Source organism: Novosphingobium sp., assembly GCF_036820275.1.
Classification (GTDB): domain Bacteria; phylum Pseudomonadota; class Alphaproteobacteria; order Sphingomonadales; family Sphingomonadaceae; genus Novosphingobium.
Map to the genome: position 1 here is coordinate 48281 of NZ_DAISLT010000017.1, position 16475 is coordinate 64755.

Consider the following 16475-nt stretch of genomic DNA (forward strand, 5'->3'; position numbering starts at 1 on the left):
TTTCTTCGCCCAACTTTCATTCGGCAACAAGCGCTCTAGATCGGTGTAGACTGTCAGGTTTGTCGTTCCGAGTGGGGCGAAGGACAGATCGGCGGTGGGCACCGTGTTTCGGGCGCGGCTGCCGGAATGCCAGATCGATTGGAGGTAGACGCCCAGCCCGTGCCGGAACAGGCCAAGATCCGCCTGCACGTCCCAGCGGGATCGTCCGCCGCTGTCGGCTTTGGACTAAGATCGTGCAATTCCGCCATCCCGGTTTCGGGTGGCGGCTAAGCACCTATTATGACCGGGAAGTCGGCGAGTTCGGAAAGGTCGGTTCCGGCTTATCGTGAAAAGTCGCCATCGGTCCGGTATCGTCGGGAGCCGTCATTCCAGCAGTCAGAGTGTAAAGCCTTAGTTTGTTCGTCCGCCGTTAAAACAATAACAGGAGAGAGGAAGTGGAGGAACAAGAAGGGATTACCATCCACGGCCAATGACACAGGTTTTTAGCAGACCCGATAGAAATCGATGACAACTTCGTCGGGATGGCGCACGCCGCGGGCAATGAACATCGTCTGCCGCAGCCAGGCATGGGGCCCGTCCCGCACCTCGAAGCGGGGGGTGGTGCGGAAGTAGTAGCTGGTGGGATCGACCGGCTCGCCGCGCGCGATCTGCTCGCTGACTTCGACGCTCGCCACACGCACCCCCGCATTGCGCACGTCTATGACCGTACCGTCACTGGCCTGAAGCGCATAATGTGCATCGACCAAGGTGCAGCCGTCGGCACCGATCGCTTGCCAGTCGCCTCCGCCAGGCAGGACCACGCCTTCGAGATCCGGCCCGCTGAAGGTGCCGCCGCTGATCGGCACGAAGCGGCGACGGCGCCCTTCGACCATGCCGTGGTCGATCGGGTCGAGCAGTTCTACCTTTGCAGAGAAGGCATAGGCGAGGGTCGGCGCGGGAGCGGCGGGGCCGGTGCTCATGGCGCGCCTCCGGCCTTGATCCGGGCCTGCATGCCTTCCCAGTCGAACACCGGCGTGGCGGGCGTATAGGTGCCGGTCAGTTTCAGCATGAGATACTTGCCCGCGCTTTTCAGATACTCGTTGGAGCCGGCCATCGCCTGTTTCGCCGCATCCAGGGCCGGGGCCGCCGCCGCGCCGGCATAAGTGAGAGCATTGATGGCATGGAGCCGTACCTGCCAGGGACGGTCCTCCGCGCAAAGGGCGATGAGCGCCGCGATCGCCGTCCGGCTCGGGGCGGCTTGCGGCTCGCTCATGCGGGCTAGCGCTTCGCCCAAGGCGATACGGACATGGGGCGATGTCTCCCGCGCCAGGGCGGCCAGCATCTCCGCCTCGGCCGGCGCGGCTTTTGCCCCCAGGATCAGCAGGCCCATGGCCGACCAATAGCGCAGCACTTCGACCGGGCTTGTCAGCGAGGCGCGCAGCGAGGGCAGGTCCTCGATCCGGCCCATGGCAGCGGTGCGGGCGAGCGCCATCACCGTCTTGAGCGGATAGACGGCCGGATCGCGGCTGGCTTCCCAGCCTTCGCCCACCATGGTCTCGGGCAGGAAGCCGTTGTCGTGGATCGCCAGCATGTGCGCGTCCAGCGCCTGGCTCAGCGTCTTGCGCAAGGCGCGGTGGGCCGGTTCGGCGGCGAGATTGTGCAGCTCCAGCGGGTCTGCCTTGAGGTCGTAGAGTTCCTCGAAGACCTTGGGCCGGAAGAACCGGGCCTGGGTTTCGGTGAGCTTGCCGTCGAGATAGGCTTGCTCCCATTCCTGATAGCCCTTGGCCAGCCATTCGAAGGCCTGGTGCTGGCCCAGCGGACGGTGTGGCATGTAGTTGCGGATATAGCGCCAGCGGCCGTCGGTGACGGTGCGCTGAAAGTCGATCCGCTCGTCCATGCGGTTGCGCATGCCGAAGGCGTACTTTTGCGGCGCGGCCTTGGGTCCGAGGAAGGCCTTCCCGGTCATCTGTGGCGGCTGCGCGGCTCCGGCCAATGCCAGCACCGTGGGTGCCAGGTCGATGAAGCTGACCGGAGAAGCGATCTCGCTGCCGGGGCGGCCGGGCATCAGGTGCTGCCACTTCTCCGGCACATAGACCACCATCTCGCAGCGTAGGCCTTCGTCATAGCAATAGCGCTTGGACCGGCCGAGGACGCCGCCATTGTCGGAATAGTGGAAGACGATGGTGTCCTCGCTCAAGCCGTCGGCCTCCAGCTCGGCGAGACGTTCGGCAAGCTGGCCGTCCATCTTTTCCATCAGGTTGTAGTAGCTGGCGAAGTCCTGGCGGATGCCGGGCGTGTCCGGCAGGAACGCCGGGACCGTGATCATCTCCGGAGTCACGCGGCCTTGGGTGGGCTTGAAGATTTTCGATTCATGCGTGGTCTCGTAGTTGAACACGGCCATGAACGGCTGGCTCTTGTCTTCGCGCGAGCGCCAGTGGGCAGCTTTGCCTTGTCCGTCCCAGATCGCCTGAGGATCGACGTCGCAATTGTAGTCGGTCTTGGCGCTGTTGGTGCAGAAATAACCCGCAGCCCGCATCAACTCGGGATAGGTCCGGAACGCCTTCGGCAGCTTGCCCACCGCGCGCATCTGGTTCGCCGGGGCGCAGCTTTCGGGATAGACCCCGGTGAGGATGCCGAAGCGGGACGGCGCGCAGACCGGGGCGTTGGAATAGACGTTGCGAAACAGCAGGCCCTTGGTCGCCAGCCCGTCGATAGTAGGGGTGTAGGCCAGCTTGTCGCCATAGGCGCCGACGTAGGGGTTGTTGTCCTCGCTGACGATCCACAGGATGTTGGGCCGCTGGACCGGCGCGGCGGCGCGGGCGGCGGTGCCCGTGGCAGCCAACGTGGTGGCTCCGGCGATCGAACCCAGGACGGCGCGGCGCGATACCACGGTCACTGGCCTGCGCTCCCGACCTGCTTCACCAGTTCGTCCTTCAGCGGCGGGGTGTAGATCAGCGGCTTGCCTTCGGCCTGCGCCTTGAGCTTGGCAGGTCCGTCGGGAAGGATCGGGTCGAGCCGGTCGGTCGGGTTCGGCTTGATGTACCACGATGCGGGGAAGTCCGCCGCGCGGCTGCCGTTCACGTCACGCCGCACCGCGCCGGTCGAGAGGCGGGCGCCATAGGGGATCATGTGCTTGCCGTCCCGGTTGGCAAGCTGGTCGTAGAGCGCAATGCGCAGTTCCTGCTTCTTGGCCGCCCACTTGGGATCGTCGATCAGGTTGTGCATTTCCTCGGGATCGCTCTTGAGGTCGTAGAGTTCGTCGGTGTCGTAGACGCCGTAATACTGGATGTATTTCACCCGGTCCCGCTCGATGGCAAAGGTGCCCGGCGTCATCGGGAAGTTGTATTCCCAATAGTATTCGTAAGTGAAGTCGCCCGGCTTCCAATCGCTCGGGGCCTGCTTGCCTGCCCAGAGGCCCCAGGCGCTCGTGCCTTCGAACTGCTGCGGACGCTGGGCGCCTGCCACGTCCAGGAACGTGGGCGCGAAGTCGAGATTGCGGATGCGGCCGGGGTTGACCTTGTTTGCGGGCACGGTGCCCGGCTCCCACACCACCAGCGGCACGCGGATCGAGGCTTCGTAGGCGTTGCGCTTGTCGATCAGGCCATGCTCGCCGACCATGTAGCCATTGTCGGAGGTGAACACGACCAGCGTGTCCTTCTCCAGGTGGTTCTTGCGCAGATAGTCCATGATCCGGCCGAGGCTGTCGTCGATCGCGGAGAGGGTGCCGTAGTAGTACTTGAGATACTCGGTCATCGGCACATCGGCATTGTAGAAGAAGTCGATGCCATGCCAGGAGTTGCGCTGGTTCTGTACCCAGACCGGCTTGCCGGCGTTGTTTTCGGGCGTGTTGGCGGCGCTGGCGGGCAGGGTGAACTTCGCCTTGTCGTACTGGTGAGCGTAGCGCGGCGGCGGTAGGGGGTCGGAATGGACGCCCTTGTGGCTGAGATAGAGGAAGAAGGGCTTCTTCGGATCGCGCTCCTTCGTCAGCCAGTCCATCGCATAGTCGGTCAGTTCGTCGGTGATATAGCCCTTCTGGGGGACTTCCTTGCCGTCTACGTTGAGGCCGGGCGAGGAATGGGCCGTGGTCGCCTTGGCGGGCCAGTAATTGCCCTGGCCCATGAAGCTCACCCACTTGTCGAAACCGGGACGCGGCGCATCGGTGCTGCTGCCCATGTGCCACTTGCCGAAGAAGGCGGTGTCGTAGCCGGCCTGCTGGAGATAGCTGGGGAAATAGGTGAGCCCTGCTTCGGAACCGTCGTTGTTGTCGACGATGCCGTGATTGCGCGCAGTCTGCCCGGTCAGGATCGTGGCGCGACTGGGGCTGCAGAGGGAGGAAGTGACGACGGCGTTCGGAAAGTAGGTTCCCTCTTTCGCCATGCGGTCGATATTCGGCGTTTTCAGCAGGCCGGGCTGGAGGAAGCCCATGCCGTCATAGCGCAAGTCGTCGACGAGGACGAAGATGATGTTGCGCGGGCGGGCTTCCTGCGTGGCGGGCGCGGCGGCAGGCGCCTTGGCCTGCGCGGCAAGCGGCGACAAGGCCAGGGCAGCGAAGCAGGCGGCACCGGCAAGCGCGCGGGCGAGGAGAGCGGTTCTGGTCTTCATCGGGATTCCTCGTCAGTAGACCCATTCGGTCTCGCGACCGTTGACGGTGGTCTTGCGGGTGAAGTGAAGTTTCCAGCGCGGATCGGGCAGGCCCGCGCGGAAACGCTCGATTTCGGCGGAGAGATCGGCCGCGCCTGCAGGGTCGGCGGCGGAGAGGTCGTTCATCTCGGCCGGGTCGCGGGTCAGGTCGTAGAGGTGGGAGGTCTTCCAGTCGTGCGAGACCCAGAGCTTGCGGGCGCCGCGCCGGGCGGCATAGACCGGCTCCTGCCCCCATACCAGCAGACGGTCGGGATCGGGATGGCGGGCGGTTTCCACCAGGTCGCGTCCGTCCAGCTCGGCGGGCAGGGGGCTGCGGGGGGATGCCGCGTGAAGCACGGTGGCCGCGATGTCGATCGAGGAGACCGGACTGTCGCTGATCCCCTGCGGCTTCAGGCCCGCCGGCCAGGACAGCACGAAAGGCACGCGCACCCCGCCTTCGAGATAAGTGAACTTCCCCGAGCCCCAGGGATGGTCCGGGTTGCAGAAGCCGAAGCGGGTCGGGCAGCCGTTGTCGGAGAGAAACACGACTATGGTATTGTCGCGCAGCCCGCGCGCTTCAAGACTGTCGAGAATGCGGCCGATGCCATCGTCCATCGCCGCGATCATGGCGATGTAGGTGCGGCGTACCGGGTCCTTCACTTGCGGGAAGCGATCGTAATAGGCTTGGGGAACCTGCAACGGCCAATGCGGTGCGTTGTAGGCGACATAAGTGAAGAAGGGGTGGTCCCGGTCCCCGGCGGAACGGTCGATGAAGTCTACGGCCCGGTCGGTGATCTGGTCGGTCAGGTAGCGGGTGAAATCGTCGGCGGGTCTGGCCTCCGGGCCTTCGACCATGGCGTGATTACCAGTGCGCGGGGTGATCGGATATTTGTCCGCCTTGGTGGGCGTGGTGACGATGCCCGGCGTCTTCGGATCGACGTAGTTGGTTTCGCCCGCGATGAAGCCGAAGAATTCGTCGAAGCCGCGTTCGGTGGGATAGAACTGCCGTTCCGCACCCTGGTGCCACTTGCCGAAGGCGGCCGTGCGGTAGCCCAGCGGCTTCAGGCGCTCTGCCAGGGTCTTCTGGCCGACGGGCAGGCCTGCGCCTTCATCGCCCTCGTCGTTGATGTTGTAGGTGAAGCCGAAGCGCTGCGGCATTCGTCCGGTCAGCAGCCCCGCGCGGCTGACCGCGCAGACCGAGGCGGTGACATAGCCGCTGGAGAAAGCCACGCCGGTCTTCGCGATCCGGTCTATGTTGGGTGTCGGTACGTCGGCGCGGCCGTACGTGGAGACATCCGCCCAGTCGAGATCGTCGGCCAGGATGACGACGACGTTGGGGCGTCCTGCGGCGGCGGGGCGCTGGGCCGAGGCGGTGTGCGTCGGCACCGTGTTCGTCGTGCAGCCGGACAGGCCGAGCAGGGATGTGCCCGCCAGCATTGCGGAAACGAGCGTGCGGTGCATCATTCTTCTCCTCCCGGTGTCCTGCCGCAGCCGGCCACGGTGGCGGGCTGGCCGGGTTCGACGGATGGCTGCCCTTCGCACCAGGGGTAGCGCGTGGGATCGAGCGGGCCGTCGTGGGTGTCGGCCAGAACCTTGCGCAAGGCCGCGTAATGGCGTGCGGCTTCGCCCCTGCGCAGGGTGGCGGGCACTTCGGTCTCGACGCCGGAAACCGGGTCCATCGCCACGAAGCGATCGTCTCCGTAAAGCTTCCACCGGGCGTCGAAAGCGAAGCGCTCTGGCTGGAACAGCCACATCGGCGCATAGTGCATGAAGATCGCACTGCGCGCGGCGCTCGCCTTGCCGGCGATGACCGGCCACTGGCTCACGCCGTCGACCTTGCCGGCAAGAGCGGGCTGTCCGGCCATGTCGGCGAACGTGGGCAGCAGGTCGGTGAAATCGACCAGCGCTTCGCTCGCCTTGCCCTTGGGGACGCCGGGACCCCAGGCGATGAAGGGGACGTGCGTGCCGTTGATGGTGGTCGCCCCCTTGCCGCCGCGAACCGCATGGCCATCGCGCATGGACGTGATCTGGCGGTTGGTGCCGTTGTCTCCGGTGAAGATGACGATAGTGTTCCGGTCCAGCCCCTCCGCCTTGAGGCGCGCCATCAGGTCTCCCACCAGTCGGTCCATGTAGGAGACCATGCCGTTGAAACGGTCCGCAGCCCCTTCGGCGGTCATCGAATCCGGGGTCTGCACCCAGGGATTGTGGACCAGCACCATCGGGTAATAGAGGAAGAACGGCCTGTCTTTGTGACGCGAGATGAAGTCCAGCGCCTTCCTGCTGTCGAAATCGGGGCCGAAGCCTTCCTCGCTGATCTTCGGCGTGCCGTTGGCGGCGCGGGTCGGCCCCCAGTAGCGCGAGCCCTTGGGCGTCAGCGCCTGGAGCTGCCACAAGTAGCTTTCGTCGAAACCGGCGGCCTCGGGCGTGATGCCGGTGCGGCCGTCGAAGCCGTTGCCCATAAGCTGCCATTTGCCGACGATGCCGGTGACGTAGCCCGCCTCCTTCATGACATTGCCGAAGGTGCGTTGGCCGGGGGCGAGGTAGCCGAAGGCCTCGTAATTGCGCCAGTTCTCCTGCCCGGTCATCAGCCGCACGCGCGAGGGCGAGCAGAGCGGCATGGCGTGGGCATTGTCGAAACGGGTGCCTTCGGCGGCGAGCCGATCGACATGGGGCGTGTGGTATTCGCCGCCATAGGCATTGATCCCCTCCACCCCGAAGTCGTCGGCCAGGATCAGGATGATGTTGGGCGGGCCGGAAGTGCGGGCAGCAGGGACGGGAGCGCTGGCCGGAACGGCGGTGCGGGCGAGCGCGGGCGGCATCCCGCCGATCATGGAGCTCAGCGCGAGCGCGGCGAGGGCAGGGGCGAACCGCGATCTCACTTCGGTTCCTCTCCGGCCGGGGCCGCCTTGCGGTCGCCGCTGCCGTCGAACATTTCGCGGTAGCGGAAGGGCTTGGGTGCCTCGGCCAGCGGCGGATCGGAATACTTGCGCGCCTCCGACCACCAGAGCGCCTGGAGTTCCTTTAGCTTGGCGGGCATCGCAGCGGCCAGATCGTGGTTCTCGGCGGGGTCCGCCTCGGTATCGTAGAGTTGCCAGACGTCCTTGGCGAAATCGCCGTCGCGCGGGTGGACCGCCAGCGCCCGCCACTTACCCTGGGTGATGGCCCGGTTGCCGCGCAGTTCGAAGTACTGGACGGTGCGGGCGGCAGGCGCGGACGCATTGGCGATCGTCGGCAGGATCGACCTGCCCGCCACCGCGATTTCCGCGCGCCCCGCGACCGCCTTGGGGAAGGCGGTGCCGGCAGCCGCCGCCAGGGTGGGGGCGATATCTACCGCGTCTACGTACTGGCTTCGGACCTGCCCGCCGTCGTGGATGCGGCCGGGCCAGCTGACCACCATCGGCGTGCGCACGCCGCCCAGTTGCGGCCAGATCTTGTAGCGCTTGTACGGGGTGGCGCCGAGATAGGCCCAGGGGCGCTGGTATTCGCTCTGCGTCTTGTCCGTGCCGAGTTCGTCGAGGCGGGCCAGCATCTGCTCTGGGGTCAGGGTATTGGGCCGGTACATCCGGTCGAACGAACCCTTCTGCCCGGCCTCCGAAGCCGCGCCATTGTCCGAGACCAGGATGATGAGCGTATTGTCGAACTGCCCGGTGTCCTTGAGGTGCTGGACCAGTCGCCCGATCTGTTCGTCGGTATGGGTGATGAAACCGGCGTAAGTGGCCATGAAGCGGGCGAAGACGGTCTTCTCCGTAGGAGTCAGGTCCGCCCAGGCACGGTCTCCGTCGGCGCGGGGGGACAGTTCCGCCTGGGGCGGCATGATGCCCATCAGCTTCTGGCGCGCCAGACGGTCGTGCCGCAGGGCGTCCCAGCCCTTTTCGTAGATGCCTGCATAGGCGTCGATATAGGCCTTGGGTACCTGGATCGGCGCATGGGCGGCGCCGAAGGCAAGGTAGACGAACTGCGGCTGCGCCGGGCTGGCGGAGAGCGCCTTGATCGCATGGTCGGTGATGTCGACCGAGAAGTGGTAGCCGGGCCGGTCGGGCTTGGGGAGCGTGCGGTTCCCCTCGATCAGGTCCGGGTGATACTGGTCGGACCAGCCCAGGAAGAAGCCGTAGAAATCGTCGAACCCGCGCTGGAGCGGCCAGGAGCCGTTGTGTCCGGGCGAGCCGTCCTCGTCCTCGGGGGCGAGGTGCCACTTGCCGTAGCCATGGGTGGCGTAGCCGGCGCGGTGGAGGACCTGGGCGATGGTGCTGGCGTTCTGCGGCAGCTCGCCCCGGTCGCGCGTGATGTCGGCGGGATTGAGCACTTTGGCGGGCAGGTCGGCCATGCGCACGGTCTGCGGGTTACGCCCCGTCAGCAGCGCGGCGCGGGTGGGGGAGCAGACCGCCTTGGTGTCGAAATGGTTGTAGCGCAGCCCGCCTGCCGCAAGTGCATCGATGTTGGGTGTGCGGATTTCCGAGCCGAAGGCGCCGATGTCCGAGAAGCCGGTGTCGTCCAACACGATCAGCACGATATTGGGGCGGGTCGGGGCCGAAGTCGGGGACGGGGCGGCTGCGGATGCCGGTGCCTTTGCGAGACCCGGCTGCGAGGCGAGCGATCCGGCGACGATCAGGGCAGCGGTGCAGGCCAGGCGAGTCATGCGCTTCAGCTTCGACATAGGTTCCTTATCCTGTTTTTTCGGTGCGTCCGACTGCCCGGTGTCATATGCGTGAAAGCAGCCTCAGCTCTTGACGGCAATGGCGCGGCCGTAGCCCCTCAGGCCCAACAGCAGCGCCGCCACGGACAGGGGCGAGGCCACGGCGCAGACGATGGTGATGGCATTGGGCAGGGCGGCGGGGTCGCCGTACCAATAGTCGGTGACCAGCGCGATCGCGAAGGGCCCACCGGCGGCGCCGATCAGGTTCACCATCAGCATGTAGCCGGCCGATATCGATGCACGCATCCGGTTCGGCGTGATCTCCTGAAGCGCGGCCAGGCCGCCGCCGAAATTGAACCCGGCCAGGAAGTTCATCGCGCCGATGAGTGCCAGGGACAGCGTGGCGGTGGGTGCCTGCGGGAAGAACGTGGTGACCGGTATCAGCGCCGTAAAGCCGAACAGGGCGACCAGCAGGTTGGCCCGCTCGAACCCGCGACGGCGCAGTGCGGCGGCCGCGAAGCCGCCGGCAAGCGTGCCGCTGACGCCGCAGATGGCCGTGATCGTGCCGTAGATGCCGCCGATCTGGGCGGTCGTCAGGTCATACTTGCGTTCGAGGAAGGCGGGGATCCAGGCGCCGGTGGCATTGCCGACCAGGATCATCAGCGCGAAGCCGCAGCTGATACCCAGGTAGGCCTGCCAGTGGCGGACGACGTGGGCGGCCAGTTCGGAGAAGGGCGGGCTTGCAGAAGCGACGGTACCGCTGAGGCCCATGCGTGCGGGCTCGCGTACGAGCAGCGTGGCGCCGGAGAGCAGGATTCCGGGAATGCCGAGCATCAGAAAGACCAGATGCCAGCCTTTGACCGCACCGATCACCGGCAGCAGGACCACGCTGCCCGGCGGAACGACGCTTGCAAGAAAGCCGCCGAGCAACAGGGCGGCGGCTCCGCCCACGTAGATCCCCATCTGGTAGACGCCCATGGCGGCGGCCAGGCGCTCTTTGGGAAAATAGTCGGCCAGAATCGAATAGGCGGCGGGGCTGAGGCCGCCTTCACCCGCGCCGACGCCGATGCGGGCGATGAACAGGGTACCGAAACTGCGTGCCAGGCCGCAGAGGGCCGTGGCAATGCTCCAGATGAACACCGCTCCGGCGACGATGTTGCGGCGGTTCGCCCGGTCCGCCAGCCGCGCGACGGGAATGCCGACCAGCACGTAGAACATCGTGAAGCTGAGGCCATAGAGCAGGCTCATCGCAGTGTCGGATGCCTGGAGGTCTTCCTTGATCGGCTGGACGAGGAGGGCGAGCGCCTGCCGGTCCACGAACGCCAGCGTGTTTGCCGCTGCCAGCATTCCGGCAGCGAACCATGCCCGTTTCGGCGAAGGCCATTGGCGGCCGTCGCTTTCGCACTGTTCCCTCACAGTCCTCTCCACTTGGTATGGCCTGTCTTTGTCAGCGGCCGATATTTAACGCTAAAACAGCAATTGTGTCCGAAGATGTCAACCGGGTATTTGTGCAGCTTCCTCATGATAACCGAACTAGCTGTTGCGCGGAGGACACGCCCCGATGTCTGTCTTATCGGTCGCTGGGCAGCAATGCACGGAAACGCGCCGCTTTCATGCCAGTCACAAGGGAATGGCTATATTAGCGGTAAAATAAATCGTTGACTCCAGCCGGGTGGTTGGAGTTTAGCGTTACAGGAATCAGGTGATTCGAACCCGGCGCGAATGTCCAGAGGTCCTGGGCAGCAAAGATGCCGGGAACCCAGTGGAGGGGAAAAGCATGTCTTTTAAGACCATTTTCGGTGTGTCTACCGTTTCCGTCACCGCGCTTGGTGCCGCGCTCGTATGGGTCGCACCGGCCATGGCGCAGGATGCCGCCGCAACTGATGGCACCATGCCCGGCGATATCGTCGTTACCGCGCAGAAGCGCGCCGAGCGCCTTCAGGACGTGCCGCTCGCCGTCACTGCCGTGACCGCCGACGCGCTGGCCGCGCGCCAGATCAACGACACGACCTCGCTGGTCACCGCCATCCCCTCGCTCTCGTTCCAGCAGGGCGCCAACCCCACCAACACCAGCTTCCGCATTCGCGGCATCGGTACGGCCCTGTTCGGCCAGGGCGTCGAATCCTCGGTCTCGGTGGTCGTCGACGGCGTCGTCGCGGTGCGTTCGGCCCAGGGCTTCTCGGAGTTGGCCGATATCGAGCGCATCGAAGTGTTGCGCGGCCCGCAGGGGACGCTGTTCGGCAAGAATGCCTCCGCCGGCGTCATCAGCGTGACCACGGCGCGCCCGTCCGACACGTTCGAGGGCAAGGGCGAAATCACCATCGCCGAGCATAACGAATATCGTGCGCGCGGCACCGTGTCCGGCCCCATCACCGACACCCTGCGCGCCCGCGTCTCCGGCTTCTACAGCGATGTCCAGGGCGTGACGCGCAACATCGGCACCGACAAGTGGGTCAACGGCACCAAGAGCTGGGGCGTGCGCGGCAAGCTGGAATGGGAAGCCACGCCCAACCTCACCTTCCTGCTCGCCGGTGAATACAAGAAGACCGACGCGGACTGCTGCGCTTCGACGCTGATCTCCATCGTCAATCCGGTGCTCCAGCAGGTCGTCGGCCCGATCGACGCCAGCCGCAAGAACCGCACGATCAACGAAGACACCGACACTTACGCCAACAGCAAGTCGCAGACGTACTCGCTGCAGGCCGACTGGGACCTCGGCGCCGCGTCTATCACCTCGATCACGGCGTACCAGAAGTACGATCTGGAAGTGAACCAGCCGATCGACCGCATCAACGCCACTTCGCCGATCTATCTGGGTACGGCCGCCTTCGCACCCTATACCTTCTGGAACCAGAACCACGGCATCGTCGACCTGAGCGCCTGGTCGCAGGAACTACGCATCGCCAATAACGGCAAGTCGGACCTGAACTACGTCGTCGGTGCGTTCTACATGCACAGCGACATCGTGCGTCCCTTCGACCGCCGCCGTGCCCGCTGCACCGCCGGCATCGTCGGCCAGCCTTGCGCCGATGCCAATATCGTGTGGCAGTCCGCCGAGAGCCGCATCCGTCTGAAGCAGGACAGCATCGCCGCCTTCGGCCAGGCCGACTACCTCATCGTCGGCGGCCTTCGCGCCATCGGCGGTATCCGCGTCCAGTACGAAAAGGGCACCAATAGCGGCACCCGCACCGCGCCGATCGTCGCCGGAGACACCGTGTTCCCCGGCAATGCCAGCACCAGCGGCAGCTTCTCGGCGCATGATACCGCCGTTACCGGCAAAGCCGGCCTGCAATACGAGTTCAACCGCAATGCGCAGGTCTATGCGACCTACACGCGCGGCTACAAGGGCCTGGGCTACGAGATGGAAATCTCGGCGAACCTCGCCAACCAGACGGCAGTTCAGCCCGAGCACGTCAACGCTTATGAAATCGGCTTCAAGGGCAGCACGTCCGACCGCAAGCTGACTTTCTCGGCGGCGCTGTTCCAGGCGGACTATTCGAACCTGCAGGTCCAGGCCAACCGTTCCGACCCGACCACCGGCGTCATCCAGTTCGTGACCACCAATGCCGGTTCGTCGCGTAGCCGCGGCTTCGAAATCGAAGCGACGATGCGGCCTTCGGACTCGTTCTCGGTCAATGCGGGCGTCACATACGCGCAGTCGCGCATCGACATCGACGGGTTGAACTGCCCGCTGCAGTTCCAGGCGGCGGCGCCGGTCATGACCGGAACGCCGGTCAACGTCTGCTATCGCACCGCCGTGGGCGCCACCCCGCAGCAGAACCTGCGTGGCCGTGCTCTCCAGGCGAGCCCCGATTGGCGCGTCACCCTGTCACCGCGTTACGATTACGAAGGCGACAAGTTCAGCGCATTCGCACAACTGGGGGTGAACTTCACAAGCGCGCAGTACTTCACGTCGGAACTCGATCCGCTGACCCGCCAGCCGTCCTACACGCTGGTGGATGCCACGATCGGCGTCGCCACGCCGGACAAGCGCTACAGCCTCTCGGTCTTCGTGAAGAACCTGTTCGACACCAACTACCTGACCAGCATCGGCCACAACTCGCTGATGTCCACCACGGCCAATCCCTACGATCTGGTCGGCACCTACAACAAGGACTCCAGCCGCTACTTCGGTGCGACCTTCGGCGCCCGTTTCTGAGACCCACCTTGGGCCGGGCGTCATCGCCCGGCCGCTTCTTGAAGGATCGCGACTTGGATCGACGCAAGTTCCTCGCCTCCAGCGCCGCCGCCGCGGCAGCCTGTTCGGCACCGGCCGCCATGGCCGCGGGGAAGCGCCGCCCGCGCAACGTCGTCGTGATCCTCTGCGATGACTTGGGATACGGCGATCTCGGGATGACCGGCGCCCGCGGCATCGCCACGCCGAATATCGACGCCATGGCCCGCGAAGGGCTGACTTTCTCCGAATTCTATGCCGCCGCCAATTTGTGCACGCCCTCGCGCGCCGGCCTGCTGACCGGCCGCTATCCCGTGCGGACTGGTCTTGGCGACAAGGTCATCCTCTACAACGACGACCGCGTGCTTCCGAAGTCCGAAGTGACCATAGCCGAAGCGCTCAAGCCCGCTGGCTATGCGACCGGGCTGTTCGGCAAGTGGCACCTCGGCCATCGCGGACCGGACTGGCTGCCCACGCAGCACGGTTTCGACCGCTTCGTAGGTATCCCCTATAGCCACGACATGAGCCCCCTGGTGCTGGTGCGCGCCGAAGCCGGGCGCGAGGCTGTGCAGGCGCCTGTCGAGATCATGCCGCTCCAGCAGATCTTCTGCGAGGAGGCCGAGAAATTCATCACCGAGAACGCCGCAAGGCCGTTCTTCGTGGAACTGGCGCTCAGCGCGCCGCACTTGCCCTGCCGTCCGCCCGCGCCCTTTGCGGGTCGCTCGAATGCGGGAGCTTACGGCGATTCCGTGGAGGAAGTGGACGACAAGGTCGGCCGCATCCTCGCCCTGCTGCGCAAGCTGGGGATCGACCGCGAGACGCTGGTGCTGTTCACCTCCGATAACGGACCCTGGTACGAAGGGTCGAGCGGCCCCCTGCGCCAGCGCAAGGGCGGCGGTGGATACGACGGTGCCAGCAAGGTGCCCCTGATCGCCTGGTGCCCCGGTTCGATCTCCGCTTCCGGCCACAGCGATGCGATCGCCATGGCCATCGACTTTCTCCCCACCTGCTGCGCGCTTGCCGGCGTCGCCCTCCCCGACGCGGAACTGGACGGAAAGGACATTTCCCCCGTCCTGTTCGGCGGCGCGCAGCAGTCTCCCCATGAGGAACTTGTCCTGTTCAACAATGAAGACCCGGTGGCGATCCGCACGCAGCGCTGGAAATACGTCTCCGGCGACTACTTCCTGGCCGGCTTCCGGCCCACCGATCCCAAGTATCCGCAGCTCTACGATCTGAACGCCGACCCGGCAGAGAACTACAGCGTGGCCGACCGGCACCCTGATGTCCTTGCGGACATGCGCCGCCGTCTTGCTGCCGCCCGCACGCGCTTTGCGCCTTTCAAGCGCGGCCCGGTGGCCGTGACTTCCGGAACTTTCCATGACTGATCTCGTCTCCGATACCGTCGATCCCCTCGCCATCGATGCCGAGGCCCAGGCCTGGGTGGAGCGCACCCGCGACGCGATGACCACCGAGGAGAAGATCGGGCAGCTCTTCGTCTTTTCCACCTCGCAGGACAGTCGCGAGGAACTGGCCCCGCTGCTCGCGCTGAAGCCGGGCGGGATCAACCGCTTCCCTCGGCCGGACCTCGCGGCCTTCCGCGACGCGACCATGTTTACGGTCGAAAGCGCCAGCGTGCCGCCGATCTTCACCGGCGACATCGAGGGCGGCACCATCAGCTATCCCTTCGCCAGCGCCGTGCCCAACATCATGGGACTCGCCGCCTGCGACGATCTGGCCATGACCGAGGCCGTCGCCCGCCTTGTCGCGCGCGAGAGCAGGGTGCTCGGCTACGACTGGTCGTTCGGTCCGGTGGTCGACATCAACGAGGCCTTCCGCAGCGCCATCGTGGGCACCCGCTCGTTCGGTTCGGATCCCGAGCGCGTATTGGCGCAGGCCCGCGCCTACGCCCGCGTCCTGCAGGAAGAGGGCGTGGCCGCCTGCCTCAAGCACTGGCCGGGCGATGGCTTCGACGAGCGCGACCAGCACCTCGTCACCAGCGTCAACCCGCTCTCGGTGGACGAATGGCATGCGCTCTATGGCCGCATCTACGGCACGCTGATCCGGGATGGCGTGATGACGGTGATGTCCGCGCACATCGCCTTCCCCGCCTATATTCGCTCGCGCCTGCCCGATGCCGGGCGAGAGGCCTTCCAGCCGGCGACCGTCTCGCGCCTGCTCAACCAGGACCTGCTGCGCGGCGAGCTGGGCTTCAAGGGTCTGATCATCTCCGATGCCACCGGCATGGGCGGGCTGACGGGCTGGATGGAACGCGCCGAGACGGTGCCGACCGTGATCGAGAACGGCTGCGACATCTTCCTGTTCAGCCGCGCGCCCGAACGGGACTACGGTTTCATGCTGGACGGTTTGCGCAAGGGCCTGCTGTCCGAAGCGCGGCTGGAGGAAGCGGTCACGCGCATCCTCACGCTCAAAGCTCGGCTCGGGCTGCACTTGCGCGAACCTTCGGAGCGGCTCATGCCGCTGGCCGAGATGCAGGAGGCGCTTCAGGTCCCCGCAGACCTCGAAACGGCCCGCGCCGCGTCTGGGCAGAGCGTCACCCTGGTCAAGGACGTTCAGGACCTCCTGCCGCTCGATCCCGTGAGACACCGCCGGGTCGTGGTGATCGAGGAGGAAGGCTTCAGCTTCTGGGACGGCTCGCTCGATCGCGGCTACGGCCCTGTGCTTACCGAACTGGAGCAGCGCGGCTTCGCGGTGCGCAGCTTCGATCCGGAGGCGATGCCCACGCGCGAGGATACCGACCTCGTCCTCTATCTGGTCGGCCAGGAAGCTACGCCCAGCGCCTCGCGCATCTTCCTCGATTTCGCGAAGCTGCACGGCAACAACCGCAAGGCGATGACGCAGTATCCGCGCGAGATCCCGACGCTGATGGTTTCCTTCGGTCAGCCCTATTACCTGTTCGATGCGCCGCACATGCAGACATGCGTGAACGCCTATAGCGCGATCGAACCGGTGCAGCGCGAAACGGTTCGCCGTCTGACCGGCGAGGCGCCGTTCACCGGCGTCAGCCCGGTCGATCCGTTCTGCGGCCTCGAACAGCTCAAGTGGTGAGGA

10 protein-coding genes are annotated in these 16475 nt (G+C 65.7%); 3 read left to right on the forward strand and 7 right to left on the reverse strand.

The window, feature by feature from the left end:
* Nucleotides 1-482 precede the first annotated feature (482 nt).
* The 7 genes from V7066_RS14685 to V7066_RS14715 form a co-directional block, all read right to left on the reverse strand.
* Nucleotides 483-959 carry a DUF3237 domain-containing protein gene (locus V7066_RS14685; RefSeq protein WP_334183787.1) on the reverse strand — a complete coding sequence of 159 codons (477 nt, stop codon included), beginning with the start codon at nt 957-959 and terminating at the stop codon, nt 483-485.
* Nucleotides 956-2875, reverse strand: a complete 1920-nt coding sequence (locus V7066_RS14690; RefSeq protein ID WP_334183788.1) for a sulfatase — start codon at nt 2873-2875, stop codon at nt 956-958. The genes V7066_RS14685 and V7066_RS14690 overlap by 4 nt, the downstream gene beginning before the upstream one ends.
* Nucleotides 2872-4581, reverse strand: a complete 1710-nt coding sequence (locus V7066_RS14695; protein ID WP_334183789.1) for a sulfatase family protein — start codon at nt 4579-4581, stop codon at nt 2872-2874. Before V7066_RS14695 ends, V7066_RS14690 begins: the two co-directional genes overlap by 4 nt.
* Before the next feature lie 12 nt (nt 4582-4593).
* Nucleotides 4594-6063 carry a sulfatase family protein gene (locus tag V7066_RS14700; RefSeq protein ID WP_334183790.1) on the reverse strand — a complete coding sequence of 490 codons (1470 nt, stop codon included), beginning with the start codon at nt 6061-6063 and terminating at the stop codon, nt 4594-4596.
* Nucleotides 6060-7478, reverse strand: a complete 1419-nt coding sequence (locus V7066_RS14705; RefSeq protein WP_334183791.1) for a sulfatase-like hydrolase/transferase — start codon at nt 7476-7478, stop codon at nt 6060-6062. The genes V7066_RS14700 and V7066_RS14705 overlap by 4 nt, the downstream gene beginning before the upstream one ends.
* Nucleotides 7475-9253: an arylsulfatase gene (locus V7066_RS14710; protein ID WP_334183792.1), complete on the reverse strand. Its 1779-nt coding sequence runs from the start codon at nt 9251-9253 to the stop codon at nt 7475-7477. Before V7066_RS14710 ends, V7066_RS14705 begins: the two co-directional genes overlap by 4 nt.
* 63 nt (nt 9254-9316) lie before the next feature.
* Nucleotides 9317-10648: a spinster family MFS transporter gene (locus V7066_RS14715; protein WP_334183793.1), complete on the reverse strand. Its 1332-nt coding sequence runs from the start codon at nt 10646-10648 to the stop codon at nt 9317-9319.
* A 361-nt stretch (nt 10649-11009) separates the two neighbouring features.
* Between V7066_RS14715 and V7066_RS14720 the strand changes: the two genes are divergently transcribed.
* The 3 genes from V7066_RS14720 to V7066_RS14730 are packed head-to-tail and all read left to right on the forward strand — an operon-like array spanning nt 11010 to nt 16472.
* Nucleotides 11010-13391, forward strand: a complete 2382-nt coding sequence (locus V7066_RS14720; RefSeq protein ID WP_334183794.1) for a TonB-dependent receptor — start codon at nt 11010-11012, stop codon at nt 13389-13391.
* Nucleotides 13392-13444: 53 nt separating this feature from the next.
* The gene (locus V7066_RS14725) at nt 13445-14791 is read left to right on the forward strand and encodes a sulfatase family protein (protein WP_334183795.1); all 1347 of its coding nucleotides are present in this window, start codon (nt 13445-13447) and stop codon (nt 14789-14791) included.
* A complete protein-coding gene (locus V7066_RS14730) occupies nt 14784-16472 on the forward strand; it encodes a glycoside hydrolase family 3 protein (RefSeq protein ID WP_334183796.1) in 1689 nt (562 codons plus the stop codon). Before V7066_RS14725 ends, V7066_RS14730 begins: the two co-directional genes overlap by 8 nt.
* The last annotated feature ends 3 nt before the right edge of the window (nt 16473-16475 follow it).

What these genes read in the sequence shown, in the direction of transcription:
- V7066_RS14685 (WP_334183787.1), bottom strand. Translation starts at nt 959, where the DNA reads ATGAGCACCGGCCCCGCCGCTCCCGCGCCGACCCTCGCCTATGCCTTC.
- V7066_RS14695 (WP_334183789.1), bottom strand. Translation starts at nt 4,581, where the DNA reads ATGAAGACCAGAACCGCTCTCCTCGCCCGCGCGCTTGCCGGTGCCGCC.
- V7066_RS14700 (WP_334183790.1), bottom strand. Translation starts at nt 6,063, where the DNA reads ATGATGCACCGCACGCTCGTTTCCGCAATGCTGGCGGGCACATCCCTG.
- V7066_RS14710 (WP_334183792.1), bottom strand. Translation starts at nt 9,253, where the DNA reads ATGTCGAAGCTGAAGCGCATGACTCGCCTGGCCTGCACCGCTGCCCTG.
- V7066_RS14720 (WP_334183794.1), top strand. Translation starts at nt 11,010, where the DNA reads ATGTCTTTTAAGACCATTTTCGGTGTGTCTACCGTTTCCGTCACCGCG.
- V7066_RS14730 (WP_334183796.1), top strand. Translation starts at nt 14,784, where the DNA reads ATGACTGATCTCGTCTCCGATACCGTCGATCCCCTCGCCATCGATGCC.